Below are 16,064 nucleotides of genomic sequence, written 5' to 3' on the forward strand. Positions count from 1 at the left end.
GTAGTGCAACGCAACCTGTTCACCGAGGACCACGAGGCGTTTCGTGCGCTCGCGCGCGATTTCATCGAAAAGGAAGTCGTCCCCGCCTATCCCGAGTGGGAGAAGGGCGGGCGCATGCCCCGTGACGTCTTCAAGCAGATGGGGGAGCTCGGCATGCTCGGCATGGCGATCCCCGAGGAGTACGGCGGCGCGGGTATCGACGACTACCGCTACAACGTGGTGCTGCAGGAGGAGGCGGCCCGGGCGTTGGTGACGCTGTCGACGGTGCGCACCCAGCTCGAGGTGATCCTGCCGTACTTCCTGCATTACGCGAACGAAGAGCAGCGGCAACGCTGGTTCCCCGGGCTGGCGGCGGGCACGCTGCTGACGGCGGTCGCGATGACCGAGCCGGGCACCGGTTCCGATCTGGCCGGCATGCGCACCTCCGCGGTCCGTGACGGTGACGAGTACGTGCTCAACGGTGCCAAGACGTTCATCACCGGGGGCATCCAGGCCGATCTGGTCGTCGTGGTGGCGCGCACCTCCACCGATCCGGAGAACCGGCGTAAGGGGCTGACCCTGCTGGTCGTCGAGGACGGCATGGCCGGGTTCGAGCGGGGCCGCGAGCTGGAGAAGATGGGCTGCAAGGTGCAGGACACCGCGGAGCTGTCGTTCACCGACGTGCGCGTGCCCGTGGCCAACGTGTTGGGGGAGGAGGGCGAGGCGTTCAGCTACCTCGGCCACAACCTGGCCCAGGAGCGGCTCACCGTGGCGGTGGGCTCGGTGGCTCAGGCCCGCTCAGCGATCGCGGCGGCGATCGACTACACCAAGGACCGCAAGGCCTTCGGCCAGCCGGTCGCGTCGTTTCAGAACACCAAGTTCGAACTCGCGGCGTGCTCCACGGAGGTCGAGGCGGCGCAGGCGATGCTCGACCGAGCCGTGGCCCTGCACGTCGACGGTGAGCTGTCGGGAGCCGATGCAGCCCGCGTGAAACTGTTTTGCACCGAGATGCAGGCGCGGGTGATCGATCGTTGCCTGCAACTGTTCGGCGGGTACGGCTACATGATGGAGTACCCCATTGCGCGGCTCTACACGGACGCCCGGGTGGCCCGCATCTACGCCGGTACCAGCGAGGTCATGAAGGTCATCATCGCCAAATCGCTGGGCCTGTAGACCTGGTGTATCCGGCGGTTGTGACAGCCGCCGGTAATTACTTTTCCTGAGACGCTTGTCACAGCGGCCAAACCAACTTACTGTGTGTTCACTAGGTTGGTTCGACGAAGGAGTCCGGTGGCTTCGGTGGCAGGTGCAGAGGCGTCTTCGGCGGGGGTGCGGCCCTACGAGACGCTCCTGGCCAAGGGGGAAGACCGCAGGCAGCGGATACTTTCCGTGGCAGAGAAGCTGCTCGCGCGCAATGGTTGGCGCAACACCTCGCTGGCGCAGATCGCCAGGGAGGTCGGCGTGACGCCGGCAGGCCTGTTGCATCATTTCGAGTCCAAGGAGCAGCTGCTCAACGCCGTGCTCGACGCGCGCGATCACGATGACGACACTCACGCCGACCGCTCCGGTGATCTTGCCGAGGAGATCAAGCGAGTCGCCAAACGGTTCGTCCGGGCGCCGGAGTTGGTGGGCACGTTCACGGTGCTGCTGGTCGAGAACATCCACCCCGACGCCCCGCTGCACGATCGTTTGCTGAAACGGCAGCAGGCCGCGCGCGACATCGTCACCGACATCATCACCCGTGGCCAGCTCAGCGGCCGCTATCGCACCGACTTCGACGCGGCCACCAAGGCCGTGGAAATCCTGGCATTCATCAATGGAATGGAGACCTCATGGTTACTCGATCCCTCGCTCCCGTTGACCGACGTGTTCAACAGCTACGCGGAGATGCTGGAACGGGAGATCGCGCAACCGGTCGGGCGCAACGGGGCGGCCGGCCAATGAGATTGGAGGACGACATGCGGTATCGGCTCGATGTGGTCGCCCCCTGTGTGGTGGACGCGGTCCGGTTCGCCGGCGGCTGGTTGGTGGACCGGGTGATGGCTGGTTGGGATGTCACGGTGCTGATCGGCGCCGACGAGGACGTCCGGCCGCTGGCGATTCTCGGCGTGGAGACCATCGCGCTGGAGTCGGTGCTCGAGTCTTGGGAGGACCGGCCGCATCCGCAGACCGTCGCTGTGGCCGCTGACCTGTTCAACAGCGACGAGCGCGTGCGCCGCGGCGTCCTGGGTGCCTTGGAGCAGGGGCACACCGAGGTCACGCTGTGGGGCGACGAGTGTCCGGCCGATCTCAGCGTCGATCCGGTTCGTCACGAATTGTCCGCTGCGGCGCGGGCTTTCAAGGCGCAGGCGCTGGCCGCCGTCAACCACCTGGAAGCCGGCGGTGTCGGCAACACCGAAGTATTCCGGTGCGGCACCATGATCAAGCGGTCAGTGCCGGCCGATCTGATCCCGGCCAGCTGACTACTCGCCGAACGTGCACCCAGATCGTGATTTCACGCGATTTCGCGATCTGGGCGCACGCTCGACGCTAGACGAATGTCGGCATCGCGGCCCAGCCCCGCACCGCGGCGGTTTCCGACGGTTTGGCGTTGGCCCAGTCGACCTCCCACTCCGGGAAGCGTTTGAGGATCTCCTCCAACGCGATACGACCTTCCAGCCGGGCCAGTGCATTACCCATGCAGAAGTGGGTGCCGGCCCCAAAAGTCATGTGTGACTTCTGCTCCCGGTGGATGTCGAAGACGTCGCCGTCGGGAGCGAAGCGACGGTGGTCGCGGTTGGCCGCACCGACCAGCATCAGCATCGCCGAGCCCTCGGGCACGGTCTGGCCGTAGTACTCGACATCGCGGGTGACGTAGCGAGCGATCTGCAGGGCCGGCGGTTCCCACCGTAGGATCTCTTCGATCGCCTGCGGGATGAGGTCAGGGTTTTCCACCAGCTGGCGGCGCTGGTCGGGGTAGTCGGCCAGAGTCTTGCCCGCCCAGCCGATCAATCGCGTGGTGGTTTCCGAACCGGCGGTCGCGATGACCGTCAGGTACAACAACAACTCGTCGCGGCGCAGCGTGCGCACGGTGCCGGTCTCGTCGGTGAACTCGGCATTGAGCAGATCGGTCATGATGTCGTCGGACGGGTGCTGGGTGCGCCAGTCGATGAACTCGGCGAACACCTCACCGGTGGCCAGGGCATCGACCGTCTGCCCTTGCAGGGTCTCCTCACCGTGGTCGGTGATGGCGCGCTGCCGATCCTCGGGGATGCCCAGCAACATGCCGATGACGCGCATCGGCATCTGCTCGCCGAGATCCTGCACGAAGTCGAACCGTTCCGCCCCGACCAGTGGATCCAGGCAGCGGGCGGTGAACTCCCGGATCTGCGGCTCAAGGGCGAGCACCTTGCGTGGCGTGAACACCCGCGACAGCAGGTTGCGGTGGATGTTGTGGATCGGCGGATCCTCGAAGATCAGGGTTCCGGGCGGAATCTCCATGCCGGACTTGATGATCTCGAGCAGCGCGCCGCGCCCGGAGATGAACGTCTCGTGGTCGATGACGGCCTTGTTGACGTCGTCGTAGCGGCTCAGCGCGTAGAAGTCGTGCTGCTCGTTGTAGTACAGCGGCGCTTCTTCCCGGATTCGGGCGAACACCGCATACGGGTCCATGTTGAGCTCGACGCTGTACGGGTCGTAGTAGAGATCTGGTTCGGCTGGTGCGGTGGGCGCTGTCATGAGGCCTCCATCGGGTGACGGGAGTGCTGATGCGGGCTGGTTTTCCTGAGCACTTGCTTAGCAGATATCGGACCATCATTACAGTTAGTCGGTGAGGTGTAAATGACTGTCGCTACGGACTGATGGGAAAGCCATGACCGCTGAGCAAGTAGTACGCGCCGAGATCGCCGCGTGGGCAAGCAATGACGTCGAGGAAGTCATGAGCCACTTCGCCGATGACGCCACCTTCGACATCGGTCCGGACTGGCCGAAGCTGACCGGGCGTGAGGCGATCCACGAGATGATGAAGGTGTTCTTCGCGGGCGGGAAATGCGTCGATCTGGAGATCCTCCACCTCGCCGTCGACGGTGACGTCGTCCTGATGGAGCGCCACGACCACTGGATCGTGAACGGCAAGCAGATGAGCTGGCCCGTCATGGGCGCCTACGAGGTGCGCGACGACAAGATCACCGCCTGGCGCGAGTACTTCTACCCGCCCAAGGATTTCGACGAGAGCAGCACTAGCTGAGATCGATGACCACCTTGCCGACGGCCCGCCCGTCGGCGACGTGACGCAACGCAGCGGCAACCTCGGACAGCGGGTAGACGGCACCGATATGTGGTTTCGCGGCACCGGTGATCAAAAGTTCCCGAAGTTCGGCTTCGTTGCGGGCGAACTCGTCGGGATCAACGTCTTGGAACTGAAAACCCATGACGTGAATCCCCTTGACCAGTACAAGGTTCAGCGGGATACGGGGAATCTCGCCGGACGCGTAGCCCACCGTGACGAACCGGCCGCCGCGACGCAGCGACCGCAGGGCGGGTTCGGACTGATCGCCACCGACCGGGTCGACGACGGCGTGCGCGCCCTCGGGCAGCGCGGCGCGTAATGCCGAGCGCAGATCGCCTTGCGTGCGGTTGATCAGCGCAGTCGCCCCGTAGTCGGCTGCAGCCGTGAGCTTCTCGTCCGATGACGAGACCGCGGTCACCCGCGCGCCCAATGCCACGGCCAACTGCACCGCAGCCAAACCGACACCGCCACCGGCGCCGAGCACAATCACGTCGTCACCAGGGGAGACCCGCGCCACGGAACGCAACGTGTGATACGCGGTGCGGTGTGCCACGCCGAACGCTGCTGCGGTGTGGTCGTCGACCCCGTCTGGTATCCGGTTGAGCCCGGCGGGATCCACGCACACCTCTTCGGTGAACGCACCGAACATCCCGGTGCCGGTCACCCGATCGCCGACGGCGAAAGCGTCAGTGTCCGAGGCAACTTCGGTGACCACCCCGGCGAACTCACTACCCACCACGAATGGCGTCGGCAGGTGCACCTGGTATTTGTCGGCCACCAGCAGCACGTCGGGGTAATTGACCGCGGTCGCGCCGACCCGTACCCGCACCTGACCGGCGCCGAGCGCGGGGGAGTCCAGATCGTCGATCTGGACCACCTCGGGTGGCCCGTAGGACCGGCAGACCGCGGCCTTCACCGGTAGTCGGTGGATTCGGCGAGTTCGGCGGCAGATCGCATCAACTCGGTCACCACCGGCCCGAATGCCAGCAACTTCTCGTCATTGCCGGCCCGCTGAAAACCCTGCTCCAGCACGATGGCCAGCTTCCACTTGGCCAGCACCAGGTAGTAGTCGAGATCGTCGACCTGGCGCCCGGACTCCTTCGCGTAGTGCGCGACCACGTCGTCGCGCGAAGGCATCCCACGCATGTCGACATAACCCATCTCCGACGGCTCCGGGTTATCCGTGTCGGCCGGCCACGATTGCACCATCCACGCCAGGTCCAGCTTCGGATCGCCCACGGTGCCCATCTCCCAGTCCACGATCGCGGCCATCGTGGCCGGGGCGCCGTGGCGGTACATGACGTTGGCGAACTGGTAGTCGCCGTGCATCAGACCGGGGATGAAGTCCAACGGTTTATGCGCCTGCAGCCACGCGGTGGCCACGTCGAGCCCGGGCAGCTCCCGGTTCTTGATCCGGTCGAGAAACCCGATCCATCGAGAGACCTGACGTTCGTGGAAGCCATCCGGCCGGCCGAGATCACCGAGGCCCCTGGCCTGCCAGTCCACCTTCGACAACAGCGCAATACCCTCGGCCAGTTGATAACTCAGCCCGGGGCGGGCGCTCACGTCGCTGTTGAACGGCTCGGGCCAGCGGCCGTGGGTGTCCATCGGGGACCAGCCGTCGACGAAACCCATCAGGTAGAAGGGCCGGCCCAGTACCTCGGGATCGGCGCACACCCCCACTGCGGCAGTGTGTGGGACGTCGGTGCCGTCCAGCGCCTCGATGATGCGCCACTCGCGCAGGATGCCCTTGTCCCGGTCCGGTGGTGCGCCGGCCGGTGGCATGCGCAGCACGCAGGTGTGCTCGCCGCGGCGAATCTCGTAGATGACGTTCTGGGTGCCGCCCGACAGGAAACGAGCGTCAAGGGGCTCGCCCTTGCCGGCCAGCCCAGCGTTGTCCATCCAGTCGGCAAGGCGGGCCGTATCTAGGCCGCGCACGTGAGGAGCAGAATCAGATTGCGTCACAGATTGCCCACCTCGGCCTCGAGGTATTCGGCGAACTTCGCCTTCGCGGCCTCACGCTTGCGGGGTATCCACTGACTGGGCCAGGTGTCGGTGGTCGGCTGGTAGTCACGCAAGACTTGCCGGGCCACCGTGGTCTTGTGTACCTCGGTCGGGCCGTCGGCCAGGCCCATGACCGCGGCACCGGTCACCATGCCCAGGAACGGCATTTCGTTGGTGACGCCGAGTGCCCCGTGGACTTGCATTGCCCGCCAGGCGATGTCGTGCAACACCGTGGGCATCGCCACCTTGACCGCCGCGATGTCCTTGCGGACCTTCTTGTAATCGTTGTACTTGTCGATCTCCCAGGCCGTGTAGAGCACCATCAACCGGAACTGCAGCAGCTGGGCGTACGAGTCGGCGATGTAGCCCTGCACGAACTGCTTGTCGGACAGCCGGCTGCCCTGCGTCTCGCGGCTCAGCGCGCGTTCACACATCATGTCCAGGGCCTTCTGAGCCAGGCCGATCGTGCGCATCGCGTGGTGGATCCGCCCGCCGCCCAACCGGGTCTGGGCGATCACGAATGCCTGCCCCTCACCGCCCAACAGCGCTTCGGCGGGCACCCGGACGTTGTCGTAGTGGATCAGCGCGTGGCTGCCGTGGTTGTCCGCCTCGCCGTACAACCCGACGTTGCGGACGATCTTCACCCCGGGGGTGTCGGTGGGCACCAGGAACATCGACATGCCCTGATAGGCGCTGACCTCAGGGTTGGTCACCACCATGACGATCAGGAAGGACGCGGTTGCGGCGTTGGAAGAGAAGAACTTCCATCCGTTTATCACCCAGTCGTCGCCGTCTCGTACCGCGCTCGTGGTGAACAGGGTGGGATCGGCACCGGCATGCGGTTCGGTCATCGAATAGCAGGAGAACAGCTCTCCCTCGAGCAGCGGGTGCAGGTACTGCTTCTTCTGCTCCTCGGTGCCGTAGTGCGCGATGATCTCGGCATTGCCGGTGTCGGGGGCCTGACAGCCGAACACGATCGGCGCCCACTGCGAGCGGCCGAGAATCTCGTTGAGCAGTGCCAGCTTGAGTTGGCCGTATCCTTGTCCGCCCAACTCGGGACCGAGATGGGTGGCCCACAAACCTTTCTCGCGAACCTTGGCCTTCAGCGGGTCGATCGCTTCCCGGCGCTTGCCCTCGAGTTGGGTGAACTGCAGATGTGGAAAGGCCAGGTCCAGCGGCTCGACCTCGTTCGTCACGAAATCGTCTGCCCAGTCCAGTAATTCCTGGTACTGCGGGTCGGTCTCGAAATCCCACGCCATCGGGGGTCCTCCGATCTAATCGATGGTGTTGAAGCCAGTGATCATCGCGCCGATATCGCGCGCGACGACGTCGGTGAACGAACGCTCGCCGAAACTGCCGCCCGCCCAATGCCGGACGCCCTCGCTGACCAGGACCTGCGCCAGCCGAGACAGGTGGTTCACATCGACGTGGGAACCGAGCTTGCCATCGGCCTGGGCCCGACGGAACAGCTCGCCGAACATGTCGGCGTCCTGCGCAGCCGAGTCGCCGTCGCCGGCCAGGATCCGATGCTCGTGGCGGTAGCCCTCCAGGATCGTCTCGATGATCAGATCGGGTGGGTTGCGCGCCATCGACCGCTCCAGGCTGCGGAGTGCCTCGGTGATCACGTTCATCACGTCGTAGTCGCCCACCAACAGCGATTTCACCCGCTGCTGCGCCAGCCGGGTGGAGGTCAGCCCCACCTCGAACAACACGTCCTCTTTGGCCGGGAAATAGAAGTAGAACAGCGCTCGGGAGACCCCCGCCGCCCGGCAGATATCGGCAACCGTCGTCTTGGCGTAACCGTTGGTGCGCCACAGTGCCATCGCGGCCTGGACGAGGTCGCGCTTGGTCTGGTGGGAGCGTGCCCGTTGAAAAGACGCACGGCGCTGACTGGTGTCAGCAGTGCCGGCCGCCGAGGTCTTGGGCATATTCGCCAGAGTAGCCAGGGATTCGCCGGTTGGGAATAGTTGACGTTTGTCTAACTATCGGATGCATGTATCGCCCGACGGCGGCCGAGCTCAGCGGTCTGGAGGCTTGGGGCAGAGAATCTTATTCTTGCTGTTTACCGCAGGTCGGCAACCCCCGGCGTTGACGGCGCAACGGCGGCTGTGGAAATCTGCTATTCATAGATGAGAGCCGCATTCTCCTAGTCGCGGCTGGAACGGGAGCAGCATATGGCGATCGACCCAACCGGTATCGATTTCTTCCGCGATGAACGATTGGTCGACAACCCGTACCCGTTCTTCGAGGCGCTGCGGAACAAGTGCCCGGTCACCCGTGAAGACCACTACAACGTGACAATGGTGACCGGCTGGGAAGAAGCCGTCCAGGTCTACAACGACGAGGAGACGTTCTCCTCGTGCCTGTCGGTCACCGGCCCATTCCCGGGTTTCCCGGTCCCATTGGAGGGTCGCAGCACCGAGGAAGTCACGGCGCTCATCGACAAGCACCGCAACGAGCTGCCGTTCAGCGATCAACTGCCTACGCTCGATCCGCCCACCCACACCGATCACCGCTCGTTGTTGATGCGGCTGATCACGCCCAAGCGCCTCAAGGAGAACGAGGACGCCATGTGGCAGCTGGCCGACGAGGTACTCGACAGCTACCTCGAACCTGGTCATGGCGAATTCATCAAGGGCTTCGCGGGGCCGTTCACCCTGCTGGTGATCGCCGACCTGCTGGGCATTCCCGACGAGGACCGGGAAGCATTCGTCAACGGCATCAAGCAGAACTCGGGTGGCGGTATCGGCAGCACCAGCAGTGAGTCGCTGTCCCACAGCCCGCTGGAGTTCCTCTACGGCCAGTTCGCCGATTACACCGCCGATCGGCGGGCCAACCCGCGCGACGACGTCCTGACCGGTCTGGCGCAGGCCACCTTCCCCGACGGCAGCATTCCCGACGTCGGTGACGTCGCGCGGGTGGCGACCAACGTGTTCTCGGCCGGGCAGGAGACGACGGTGCGGTTGCTCAGCACCGCGCTGAAGGTCCTGGGCGAACAGCCGGAGATCCAGCAGCGACTGCGTGACGATCGCAGTCTGATCCCGAACTTCATCGAAGAGGCGCTGCGCATCGAAAGTCCGGTCAAAGGCGACTTCCGGCTGTCCCGCTGCCCGGTGACCGTCGGTGAGACCGAGTTGAGCGCGGGCACCACCGTGATGGTCCTCAATGGTGCGGCCAACCGCGATCCGCGCCGCTTCGAAGATCCCGACACCTTCGACCCGGCCCGCAAGAATGCCCGCCAGCACCTGGCTTTCGGCCGCGGCATCCACAGTTGCCCGGGCGCCCCACTGGCCCGGGCCGAAACCCGCGTCGGCATCGAACGGCTGCTGGACCGCACCACCGACATCCGCATCTCCGAGGCCAAGCACGGCTCGGACGGCGATCGGCGCTACAACTACATCCCGACATTCATCCTGCGCGGCCTGACCGAGCTGCACCTGGAGTTCGATACCTGATGCGGGTCAAGGTCGACGAGGACCGTTGTGCCGGGCACGGTATGTGCCTGACGCTGTGCCCCGAGGTCTTCGAGATGTCAGATGACGGCTGGGCGGTGGCCGATCCGGAAGAGGTTCCAGCCGGGTTGGAAGACGCGGCACGTGAGGCGATAGACAACTGCCCGGAACGGGCGATCAGCGAAATCGACTAGTAGAGAAGGGTTGTGGACATGGCATCAGCCAAGGGGTACGTCATCATCACCGAGGACATCAAGGACCCGGCCGGCATGGTCGAGTACGCGAAGCTGGCGTCCAAGGCGATGGGCGGGGCCACCATCGTGGCTGTCGATCAGAAGCCCGAGGTGATCGAAGGCGCATGGCACGGCACCCAGACCGTGGTGCTGGAGTTCGAGTCGGTCGACGCCGCGCGCGAGTGGTACTACTCCGATGCCTACCAGGCGGCTGCCAAGGTTCGCCAAGGCGCCGCCGAGTGCAACGGCGTCATCCTCTCCGGCTTCCCCTCCTGATCGGGCCGGCCGCAGTGCGGTACAGCATCACCTACCCGATGCACACCCACCCGTATCACCCGGATCTGGTGAGCGGCAGTGGCGTTACCGCGATGGCCGCTGCGGCCGAGGCGGCGGGATTCGATGGCTTCGGTTTCACCGACCACCCGGCGCCATCACAACGGTGGCTCGATGCCGGTGGCCACGACGCACTGGACCCGTTCGTGGCCATGGCTTTTGCCGCGGCGCACACCACCACCTTGCGGCTGGTGCCCAACATCGTGGTGCTGCCGTATCGGAATCCCTTCGTGGTGGCGAAATCCGGCGCCAGCCTGGACCTGCTGTCCGGTGGCCGGTTCACGCTGGCGGTCGGAGTCGGTTATCTCAAGCGGGAATTCGCCGCGCTGGGGGTGTCCTACGACGAGCGGGCCGCACTGTTCGACGAGGCCCTCGAAGTCATCCGCGGTATCTGGACCACCGACGATTACACGTACGAGGGCAAGAACTTTACCGCTCGGGGTATCACCGCTCATCCCCGGCCGACGGCAAGCCCACATCCGCCGATCTGGATCGGCGGCAACACCTCGGCGGCGCGGGCCCGGGTGGCCAAACACGGTGAGGGTTGGTGCCCGTTCGCCGCACCGGCGGGCTTGGCCAAGACCGCCGGAACCGCGGCGATGGACTCACTCGACGCCTTGGCCGCCGGTATCGAGGATCTGCGGAGCCGGTTGGCCGACGCCAATCGCGATCCGGACGCAATCGACATCGTGTTCAACAACTTCGAAGGCGGTAACCCCGGCAGCGACGATTTCGACGCCGACGCGTACCTGGCCGGTGTGGACAAGCTGGCCGCACTCGGGGTCACCTGGCTGCACGTCACCCTGCCCGGCGACAGCCTGGCCCATGCACTGGAGGCGACTGAGGAGTTCGGAAAGTCGGTGATCGCCGCCTAGCCAGGGCCGGGCGCGGGCATGTGGGGCCGCCGATTTCGACGCTGGGGTCGTGATTCTTCGTTCGAAGCGACCCAGGCGTTGAAAACGGCGTAGTGGCAGGGAACCTAAGCGGGCGTCAGTGCGGCGATCGGCGTCGTCGTGGTGGCGTGCAGGAGAAGCTCGGCCAGCTCGCGCGGACGGCTCAGAAATGGTGAGTGCGACGCGTCGATGGTCAGCTGCTCGACGCCGAGACGCTGGGTGACCGTGTCGGCCAACCAGCGCGGCATCGAGCGGTCCTGGGTGCAGCGGATGAAACTGCGGGGCAGATCGGCCGCCCAGAACTGTGGCACCGACACCGGTGTGACGGTGGTGTCACCGAAGCGCTCGGGCCCCAGACGTTCGAAAGCCCAACGGGCCGTGGCCTCGTCGCAGTCGTGGTAGAAGTAGCGCCAGGCCCCGTCGAAGTCGGCGAAGTGCATCGCGCCGTCGTCGTCGAACTTCAGGTAGCCCAGCATCTCGCCGACGTCACCGTCGAACTCGTTTCCCAGATCATCGTCGGCCGAGCGCATCGCCATGGCTTCCGGGTACGTCCGGCCTTCCCGGGGCAGCGCAGCGGCCAGATATACGATGTGGCCCACCAGGTCTGGGGCGGCATCCGCGGCGAGCGTGGCATCGAACCCACCGCCGGAATGCCCCACCAGAACATCCCCGGACTGCATCACCTCGACGATCGCCGCGCGCCGGTTGGCCAGCGTCGACTCCTCTGCCATGCGGGCACCGTGCCCCGGCAGGTCTACCGCGACACCGTCATGACCGAGGTCCCGCAACTCGGCAATCGTGCGCTCCCAGCACCAGGCGGCATGAAAACCGCCGTGGACGAAGACGAAGCGCATGCGTGCGGTTACTCCTCGTCGATCGAGATGGCCTGTCGCGGACATTGCCGGACCGCCTCGCGGACCTGCGCCTCGTTCTCCGGTGTCACCTCTTCCTGTAGGACGTGCAGGTAGTCCTGATCGTCGAGGTCGAACACCTCGGGGATGATCCCCATACAGACCGCGTTGCTCTCGCAGATCTCGAAGTCGACGTGAATCTTCTTTGCCATTACCGCAGAACCCTTACCGGCACATTCGAATACCCTGCCACATTTTGCATCTGAACTCGTTGCAGGCCATCCCATTTCACCTCGTAACGAGGCATGAAATCGAGCAGCTTCTCCAGGGCGATGACGCTTTCCATGCGGGCCAGCGCCGCGCCGAGGCAGCTGTGGATGCCGTACCCGAGCCCGAGGTTCTGGGCCTCGGTGCGGTCGCGCTCGATGTCGAAGGTGTCGGCGTCGGTGAACGCGTCGGGATCCCGGTTCGCCGCCGCACTGATCAGGAACACCGGCTTGCCCGCCGGGATGGTGCCGCTGGGCACATGGGCTTCTTTGAGGGTGTACCGGACGTTGTACTGCACCGGGCCTTCGTAACGTAGCAGTTCCTCGACCGCGGCCGGCACCTTCTCGCGGTCGTCGAGCAGCTTCTGCCACTGCTCGGGATTCTTGGCGAACAACACCACGGCCGTACCGATGAGCTTGGTGACGGTCTCGGCGCCGGCTCCGCCGAGCAGGGTGGCGAAGCCGGTGATCTCGATGTCGTCGAGCCGGCGCATCTCACCGTTCTCGCCGGGGATCTCGGCCGCGATCAGACGGCTGATCATGTCGTCCTGCGGGTTCTCCCGCCGCTTCTGGACCAAGCCGTAGTAGTAGATGCCGGTGTCAATGTTGGCCTGCATACCGGCTTCGGAGTAGCCCATCTGCCCGGGCTCACGCGACAGGCTGGTGTCGATCCAGTGCCGAACCTGTTGGCGGTACTCCGGTTCCACCCCGGCCATCCGGGTGATCACCTCGACCGGGAACGGCCCGGAGAAGTCCTGCACCACGTCGAATTCGTCGCCGTCGATCTGGCCGAGGTAGCGGTCGATCTGTTCGATGACGGTGTCCTTCTGGGACTGGATCATCCTCGGGGTGAACGCTTTGTTCAGCAGGCTGCGCATGTGCCGATGGTCCGGCGGATCCATGAAGATGATCGACTTCTGCGGCGGCTCGTTGCTCTGCACCATCGCCAGATCGCACCCGCGCGACGACGAGAACGCCTCGTGGTCCTTGAGCGCCGCGGCGACGTCCTCATGCCGGGTCAGCGCGTAGAAGTCGAGCTCGTCGTTGTAGTACAGCGGCGCGTCGGTGCGCATCCGTCGGTACATGTCGAACGGGTTCTGGAAGAACTCGTCGGAGAACGGATCGAAGATCACCTGGGCCTTGGTCATTGGCTGGCTCCTCCTTCGCGGCGGGCTGTGCCGGAAGCGCAGTGAAACGTTACGGGAAACTGTGGAACTGTAACGCTAACAGTAAACCGATCGGCGGTGTTTGAAAAGCGCAAAATAGGTGCTGATCAGGTTCTGTTCTGGTCAACGAGGTCACTTGAGCGCGGCGTCGAGCAGGCTCTCCAACCGGCCGAGGTCGCTGCCCAGTTCAGCCGTGGTTCGACGCACCACGGCCACGTCTTTGCCGATGAATTCGCCGACCCTGGCGATGAAGGCGTCGGCCGAGCCCGTCGCCGCGATTCCGCCCAGCGCCCGGCTTGCCGCGCTGCCGTGGGTGAGCGCGTTCAGCAGCGTCTTCTCGTCGACGCCGAGCCGATCGCCCAGGCGCACCGCTTCGGCCACCACGCCGATCTGTGCCGCGAACACCGCGTTGTTCACCAGCTTCACCCGTTGCCCGGCGCCGACCGGACCCACGTGGAGCACCGGATCGGCATACGCGGTCAGCACCTCGCGGGCGCGGCCGACGGCGTCGTCGGCGCCGCCGGCGAACACCGTGACGGCGCCGGCCGCGATGTCGTGCGGCCCGCCGCTGACCGGCGCGTCGATGACCGCCACACCGCGGGCCGCCCCGCGTTCGGCCAGCGCCTCGGCGGTGTGGGGACTGCCGGTGGTGTGCAGCACGAGCACCGAACCTTCCGGCATGTCATCGATCAGACCCGGGCAGAGGTCGCGGACCTGATCGTCGGTGAACACACAGACGATCACCACGTCGGCCCCGGCCGCGACGGCGACCGCCGAATCCACGGGCTCGGCACCGAGTTCGGCCACCGCGGCGCGTTTGTCGTCATCCCGGCCGAGTGCCCGGACCAGGTGGCCGGCGTCGGCCAGGCGGCGCACCATCGGTGCGCCCATCCGTCCGGCCCCAATGAACCCGACGCGCATCAGCGGGGATGGTCCATGATGGTCAACGCATTGTCGGCGGCGGTAAAGACCGCGCCTTGCGGGGCCGACGCGTCGTCGGCCAGGCTGGCGGCATGCCGGCAGTCCTTCTGCAGCAGCGCGCCGGCGATCGGTGCCAGGTTGTCCAGTGTCCCGCCGAACATCGCGATGCTGTTGAGTGCCTTGCTGGTGGCCGAACCACGGCTGATGACCTCGCACAGCGCGGTGCGGGGAACACCAAGCGCCTCACCGAGTTCCAAGGCGCTCATGGCCGCACCCAGGTTGGCGCTGAACAGCAGGTTGTTCAGGATCTTGGCGACCTGGCCGGCGCCGACGGCACCGAGGTGCACGATCGGATCGGCATACGTGGCGAACACCGGGCGTACCCGCTCGACGGTCTCCTCGTCACCGCCCACCATCACCAGCAAGGTGCCGGCCGAGGCCGCGGGCTCGCCACCGCTCACCGGGGCATCGATGACGGTGACGCCTTGTGCCGCAGCCTTTTCCGCCAGCTCGCGACAAGTGTCGGGATGCACCGTCGAGTGGATGGCGATGACGCCACCCGGGGCCAACCCGGCCAGCACCCCCGTCTCGCCGTCGAGCACCTGACGTACGTCGTCGTCACCGACCACGCACAGGCAGACCAGGTCGCTGGCGGCGGCCAGTTCCGCCGGGGTGCCCGCCGTCTTCGCCGCGGTGTCGGCGAACGGTTCCAAAGAGGCCGGACGCCGTGCCCACAGGGTGGTCTCGAACCCGCCTTCGACGATCCGCCGAGCCATCGGCGCCCCCTGGCTGCCCAGCCCGATAAATCCGACTCGCATCAACCTGCCTCCACTTCCACTTCGGTGCCGGCTCGATCGGCCAGGCATTCATCGGCAAACGACAGCACCTTGCGGTGATAGCTTTCGGCTGTCAGACCCACACTGAGGTTGTGGCCGCCCTCCGGTAGCTCCCCGGTCTGCACCCGTGGTGCGACCGAGAACATCGCCGCGATGGCGGACAGCGCCTCGGGATCGGATTCCCAGACGTTCTCGTATTCGCCCGCGAGGAACTGCACCGGGACCCGGACCTGCCCGGCGAGCGCCGGAAAGTCCTGGCGTGCCCAGGTTTTGACGATCTCACCTTCGTAGGCCGTCCCGCCGGCCGCCAGGCCGGCCCCGATCACGTCGGCCGGGTACAACCGCGCCGGCTCCCACAGCAGATCGCGCAGACCACGCGGCCGGGGACGTTCGGTCGAGGCGCCGGCGAGGACCGCGCGTGCGCTCTCGTGATACCGGCGGCCGGTCCCGGCCAGCGAGACGCCGAGCACCTCGGGGCGCTGCACGGCCAGGTGCAACGCCAGTTCGCAGCCCAACGAATGGCCCAGGACAAACAGATTCGACAGCCCGGCGATGCGCTCGATCGTGCCGACCGTCAGGGCCACCCGCTGGTCGGGGGACACCATCGCATCGGGGTAGGCCGCCGAGGCGCCGTAGCCCGGGCGATCGAGCGCGATCACGGTGTATCCCTGGGCGACGGCAAGGCGCAGCAGTGAGAGTTCCGGGTGACCGGGGCAGTCGAAGTAGGCCGACATGGTCGCCCCGCCGTGCAGTGCGACCACGACGGCGCGCGGGTCGGGGGACTCGGCGACCAACGCCGACATCGGGACCCCGTCGACCATCACCACCCGGGGATGCGGAACTGCCTTACTCATGGGACACGC

General features: G+C 65.8%; 19 protein-coding genes. 8 read left to right on the forward strand and 11 right to left on the reverse strand.

Annotated elements, in window-relative coordinates:
- Positions 1 to 3 precede the first annotated feature (3 nt).
- The 3 genes from A5733_RS01225 to A5733_RS01235 all read left to right on the forward strand — a co-directional run bounded on the left by A5733_RS01225 (position 4) and on the right by A5733_RS01235 (position 2,441).
- Entirely contained in the window at positions 4 to 1,152 is a 1,149-nt protein-coding gene (locus A5733_RS01225; RefSeq protein WP_076238760.1) for an acyl-CoA dehydrogenase family protein, read from the forward strand.
- 117 nt (positions 1,153 to 1,269) lie between these two features.
- Positions 1,270 to 1,923: a TetR/AcrR family transcriptional regulator gene (locus A5733_RS01230; protein ID WP_369830892.1), complete on the forward strand. Its 654-nt coding sequence runs from the start codon at positions 1,270 to 1,272 to the stop codon at positions 1,921 to 1,923.
- A 14-nt stretch (positions 1,924 to 1,937) separates the two neighbouring features.
- Entirely contained in the window at positions 1,938 to 2,441 is a 504-nt protein-coding gene (locus A5733_RS01235) for a hypothetical protein (RefSeq protein ID WP_067765052.1), read from the forward strand.
- A 67-nt stretch (positions 2,442 to 2,508) separates the two neighbouring features.
- Here the strand turns inward: A5733_RS01235 and A5733_RS01240 are convergent, their stop codons facing one another.
- On the reverse strand, positions 2,509 to 3,696 hold the full coding sequence (locus A5733_RS01240) for a cytochrome P450 (RefSeq protein WP_067764857.1): 1,188 nt from the start codon (positions 3,694 to 3,696) through the stop codon (positions 2,509 to 2,511).
- A 133-nt stretch (positions 3,697 to 3,829) separates the two neighbouring features.
- Between A5733_RS01240 and A5733_RS01245 the strand changes: the two genes are divergently transcribed.
- A complete protein-coding gene (locus A5733_RS01245) occupies positions 3,830 to 4,204 on the forward strand; it encodes an SgcJ/EcaC family oxidoreductase (protein WP_067764854.1) in 375 nt (124 codons plus the stop codon).
- On the opposite strand, the gene A5733_RS01250 is transcribed toward A5733_RS01245, so the two are convergent.
- From A5733_RS01250 to A5733_RS01265, 4 genes are read right to left on the reverse strand one after another with little or no spacing between them, the layout of a single operon-like run.
- Positions 4,197 to 5,162: an NADPH:quinone oxidoreductase family protein gene (locus tag A5733_RS01250; RefSeq protein ID WP_076238761.1), complete on the reverse strand. Its 966-nt coding sequence runs from the start codon at positions 5,160 to 5,162 to the stop codon at positions 4,197 to 4,199. The two genes, A5733_RS01245 and A5733_RS01250, sit on opposite strands and share 8 nt — an antisense overlap.
- Positions 5,159 to 6,148 carry a phosphotransferase family protein gene (locus A5733_RS01255; RefSeq protein ID WP_076238762.1) on the reverse strand — a complete coding sequence of 330 codons (990 nt, stop codon included), beginning with the start codon at positions 6,146 to 6,148 and terminating at the stop codon, positions 5,159 to 5,161. The genes A5733_RS01250 and A5733_RS01255 overlap by 4 nt, the downstream gene beginning before the upstream one ends.
- Before the next feature lie 59 nt (positions 6,149 to 6,207).
- Positions 6,208 to 7,509: an acyl-CoA dehydrogenase family protein gene (locus A5733_RS01260; RefSeq protein ID WP_067764845.1), complete on the reverse strand. Its 1,302-nt coding sequence runs from the start codon at positions 7,507 to 7,509 to the stop codon at positions 6,208 to 6,210.
- A 15-nt stretch (positions 7,510 to 7,524) separates the two neighbouring features.
- Positions 7,525 to 8,178, reverse strand: coding sequence for a TetR/AcrR family transcriptional regulator (locus tag A5733_RS01265; protein WP_076238763.1), 654 nt, complete (start codon positions 8,176 to 8,178; stop codon positions 7,525 to 7,527).
- 246 nt (positions 8,179 to 8,424) lie between these two features.
- Here A5733_RS01265 and A5733_RS01270 point away from each other — a divergent pair, with 246 nt between their 5' ends.
- Genes A5733_RS01270 through A5733_RS01285 form a run of 4 tightly spaced genes read left to right on the forward strand, consistent with a single transcriptional unit; the run spans position 8,425 to position 11,143 of the window.
- Positions 8,425 to 9,705, forward strand: a complete 1,281-nt coding sequence (locus A5733_RS01270) for a cytochrome P450 (RefSeq protein WP_067764839.1) — start codon at positions 8,425 to 8,427, stop codon at positions 9,703 to 9,705.
- Complete coding sequence (locus tag A5733_RS01275; RefSeq protein WP_067764836.1) at positions 9,705 to 9,896, forward strand: ferredoxin; 192 nt, start codon at positions 9,705 to 9,707, stop codon at positions 9,894 to 9,896. Before A5733_RS01270 ends, A5733_RS01275 begins: the two co-directional genes overlap by 1 nt.
- An 18-nt stretch (positions 9,897 to 9,914) precedes the next feature.
- Positions 9,915 to 10,211, forward strand: a complete 297-nt coding sequence (locus tag A5733_RS01280; RefSeq protein ID WP_076238832.1) for a DUF1330 domain-containing protein — start codon at positions 9,915 to 9,917, stop codon at positions 10,209 to 10,211.
- A gap of 38 nt (positions 10,212 to 10,249) precedes the next feature.
- Positions 10,250 to 11,143 (forward strand): LLM class F420-dependent oxidoreductase, encoded by an 894-nt coding sequence (locus tag A5733_RS01285; protein WP_369830893.1) that lies wholly within the window; start codon positions 10,250 to 10,252, stop codon positions 11,141 to 11,143.
- A 104-nt stretch (positions 11,144 to 11,247) separates the two neighbouring features.
- On the opposite strand, the gene A5733_RS01290 is transcribed toward A5733_RS01285, so the two are convergent.
- The 6 genes from A5733_RS01290 to A5733_RS01315 form a co-directional block, all read right to left on the reverse strand.
- A complete protein-coding gene (locus A5733_RS01290; RefSeq protein ID WP_076238765.1) occupies positions 11,248 to 12,015 on the reverse strand; it encodes an alpha/beta fold hydrolase in 768 nt (255 codons plus the stop codon).
- A gap of 8 nt (positions 12,016 to 12,023) precedes the next feature.
- Complete coding sequence (locus A5733_RS01295) at positions 12,024 to 12,224, reverse strand: ferredoxin (protein ID WP_076238766.1); 201 nt, start codon at positions 12,222 to 12,224, stop codon at positions 12,024 to 12,026.
- Positions 12,224 to 13,426: a cytochrome P450 gene (locus A5733_RS01300; RefSeq protein ID WP_067764824.1), complete on the reverse strand. Its 1,203-nt coding sequence runs from the start codon at positions 13,424 to 13,426 to the stop codon at positions 12,224 to 12,226. Before A5733_RS01300 ends, A5733_RS01295 begins: the two co-directional genes overlap by 1 nt.
- A 150-nt stretch (positions 13,427 to 13,576) precedes the next feature.
- Positions 13,577 to 14,365, reverse strand: a complete 789-nt coding sequence (locus tag A5733_RS01305) for an NAD(P)-dependent oxidoreductase (protein ID WP_076238767.1) — start codon at positions 14,363 to 14,365, stop codon at positions 13,577 to 13,579.
- Entirely contained in the window at positions 14,365 to 15,183 is an 819-nt protein-coding gene (locus A5733_RS01310) for an NAD(P)-dependent oxidoreductase (RefSeq protein WP_076238768.1), read from the reverse strand. Before A5733_RS01310 ends, A5733_RS01305 begins: the two co-directional genes overlap by 1 nt.
- Positions 15,183 to 16,055 (reverse strand): alpha/beta fold hydrolase, encoded by an 873-nt coding sequence (locus A5733_RS01315; protein WP_067764816.1) that lies wholly within the window; start codon positions 16,053 to 16,055, stop codon positions 15,183 to 15,185. The genes A5733_RS01310 and A5733_RS01315 overlap by 1 nt, the downstream gene beginning before the upstream one ends.
- Between the last annotated feature and the right edge of the window lie 9 nt (positions 16,056 to 16,064).

It is taken from the genome of Mycobacterium sp. NS-7484, from assembly GCF_001953975.1.
Lineage (GTDB): Bacteria > Actinomycetota > Actinomycetes > Mycobacteriales > Mycobacteriaceae > Mycobacterium.

Coding starts and splice junctions, on each gene's coding strand:
- A5733_RS01235 (WP_067765052.1), top strand. CDS start 1,938: ATGCGGTATCGGCTCGATGTGGTCGCCCCCTGTGTGGTGGACGCGGTC.
- A5733_RS01240 (WP_067764857.1), bottom strand. CDS start 3,696: ATGACAGCGCCCACCGCACCAGCCGAACCAGATCTCTACTACGACCCG.
- A5733_RS01245 (WP_067764854.1), top strand. CDS start 3,830: ATGACCGCTGAGCAAGTAGTACGCGCCGAGATCGCCGCGTGGGCAAGC.
- A5733_RS01255 (WP_076238762.1), bottom strand. CDS start 6,148: ATGGACAACGCTGGGCTGGCCGGCAAGGGCGAGCCCCTTGACGCTCGT.
- A5733_RS01260 (WP_067764845.1), bottom strand. CDS start 7,509: ATGGCGTGGGATTTCGAGACCGACCCGCAGTACCAGGAATTACTGGAC.
- A5733_RS01265 (WP_076238763.1), bottom strand. CDS start 8,178: ATGCCCAAGACCTCGGCGGCCGGCACTGCTGACACCAGTCAGCGCCGT.
- A5733_RS01270 (WP_067764839.1), top strand. CDS start 8,425: ATGGCGATCGACCCAACCGGTATCGATTTCTTCCGCGATGAACGATTG.
- A5733_RS01275 (WP_067764836.1), top strand. CDS start 9,705: ATGCGGGTCAAGGTCGACGAGGACCGTTGTGCCGGGCACGGTATGTGC.
- A5733_RS01280 (WP_076238832.1), top strand. CDS start 9,915: ATGGCATCAGCCAAGGGGTACGTCATCATCACCGAGGACATCAAGGAC.
- A5733_RS01285 (WP_369830893.1), top strand. CDS start 10,250: ATGCACACCCACCCGTATCACCCGGATCTGGTGAGCGGCAGTGGCGTT.
- A5733_RS01290 (WP_076238765.1), bottom strand. CDS start 12,015: ATGCGCTTCGTCTTCGTCCACGGCGGTTTTCATGCCGCCTGGTGCTGG.
- A5733_RS01295 (WP_076238766.1), bottom strand. CDS start 12,224: ATGGCAAAGAAGATTCACGTCGACTTCGAGATCTGCGAGAGCAACGCG.
- A5733_RS01300 (WP_067764824.1), bottom strand. CDS start 13,426: ATGACCAAGGCCCAGGTGATCTTCGATCCGTTCTCCGACGAGTTCTTC.
- A5733_RS01305 (WP_076238767.1), bottom strand. CDS start 14,365: ATGCGCGTCGGGTTCATTGGGGCCGGACGGATGGGCGCACCGATGGTG.
- A5733_RS01310 (WP_076238768.1), bottom strand. CDS start 15,183: ATGCGAGTCGGATTTATCGGGCTGGGCAGCCAGGGGGCGCCGATGGCT.
- A5733_RS01315 (WP_067764816.1), bottom strand. CDS start 16,055: ATGAGTAAGGCAGTTCCGCATCCCCGGGTGGTGATGGTCGACGGGGTC.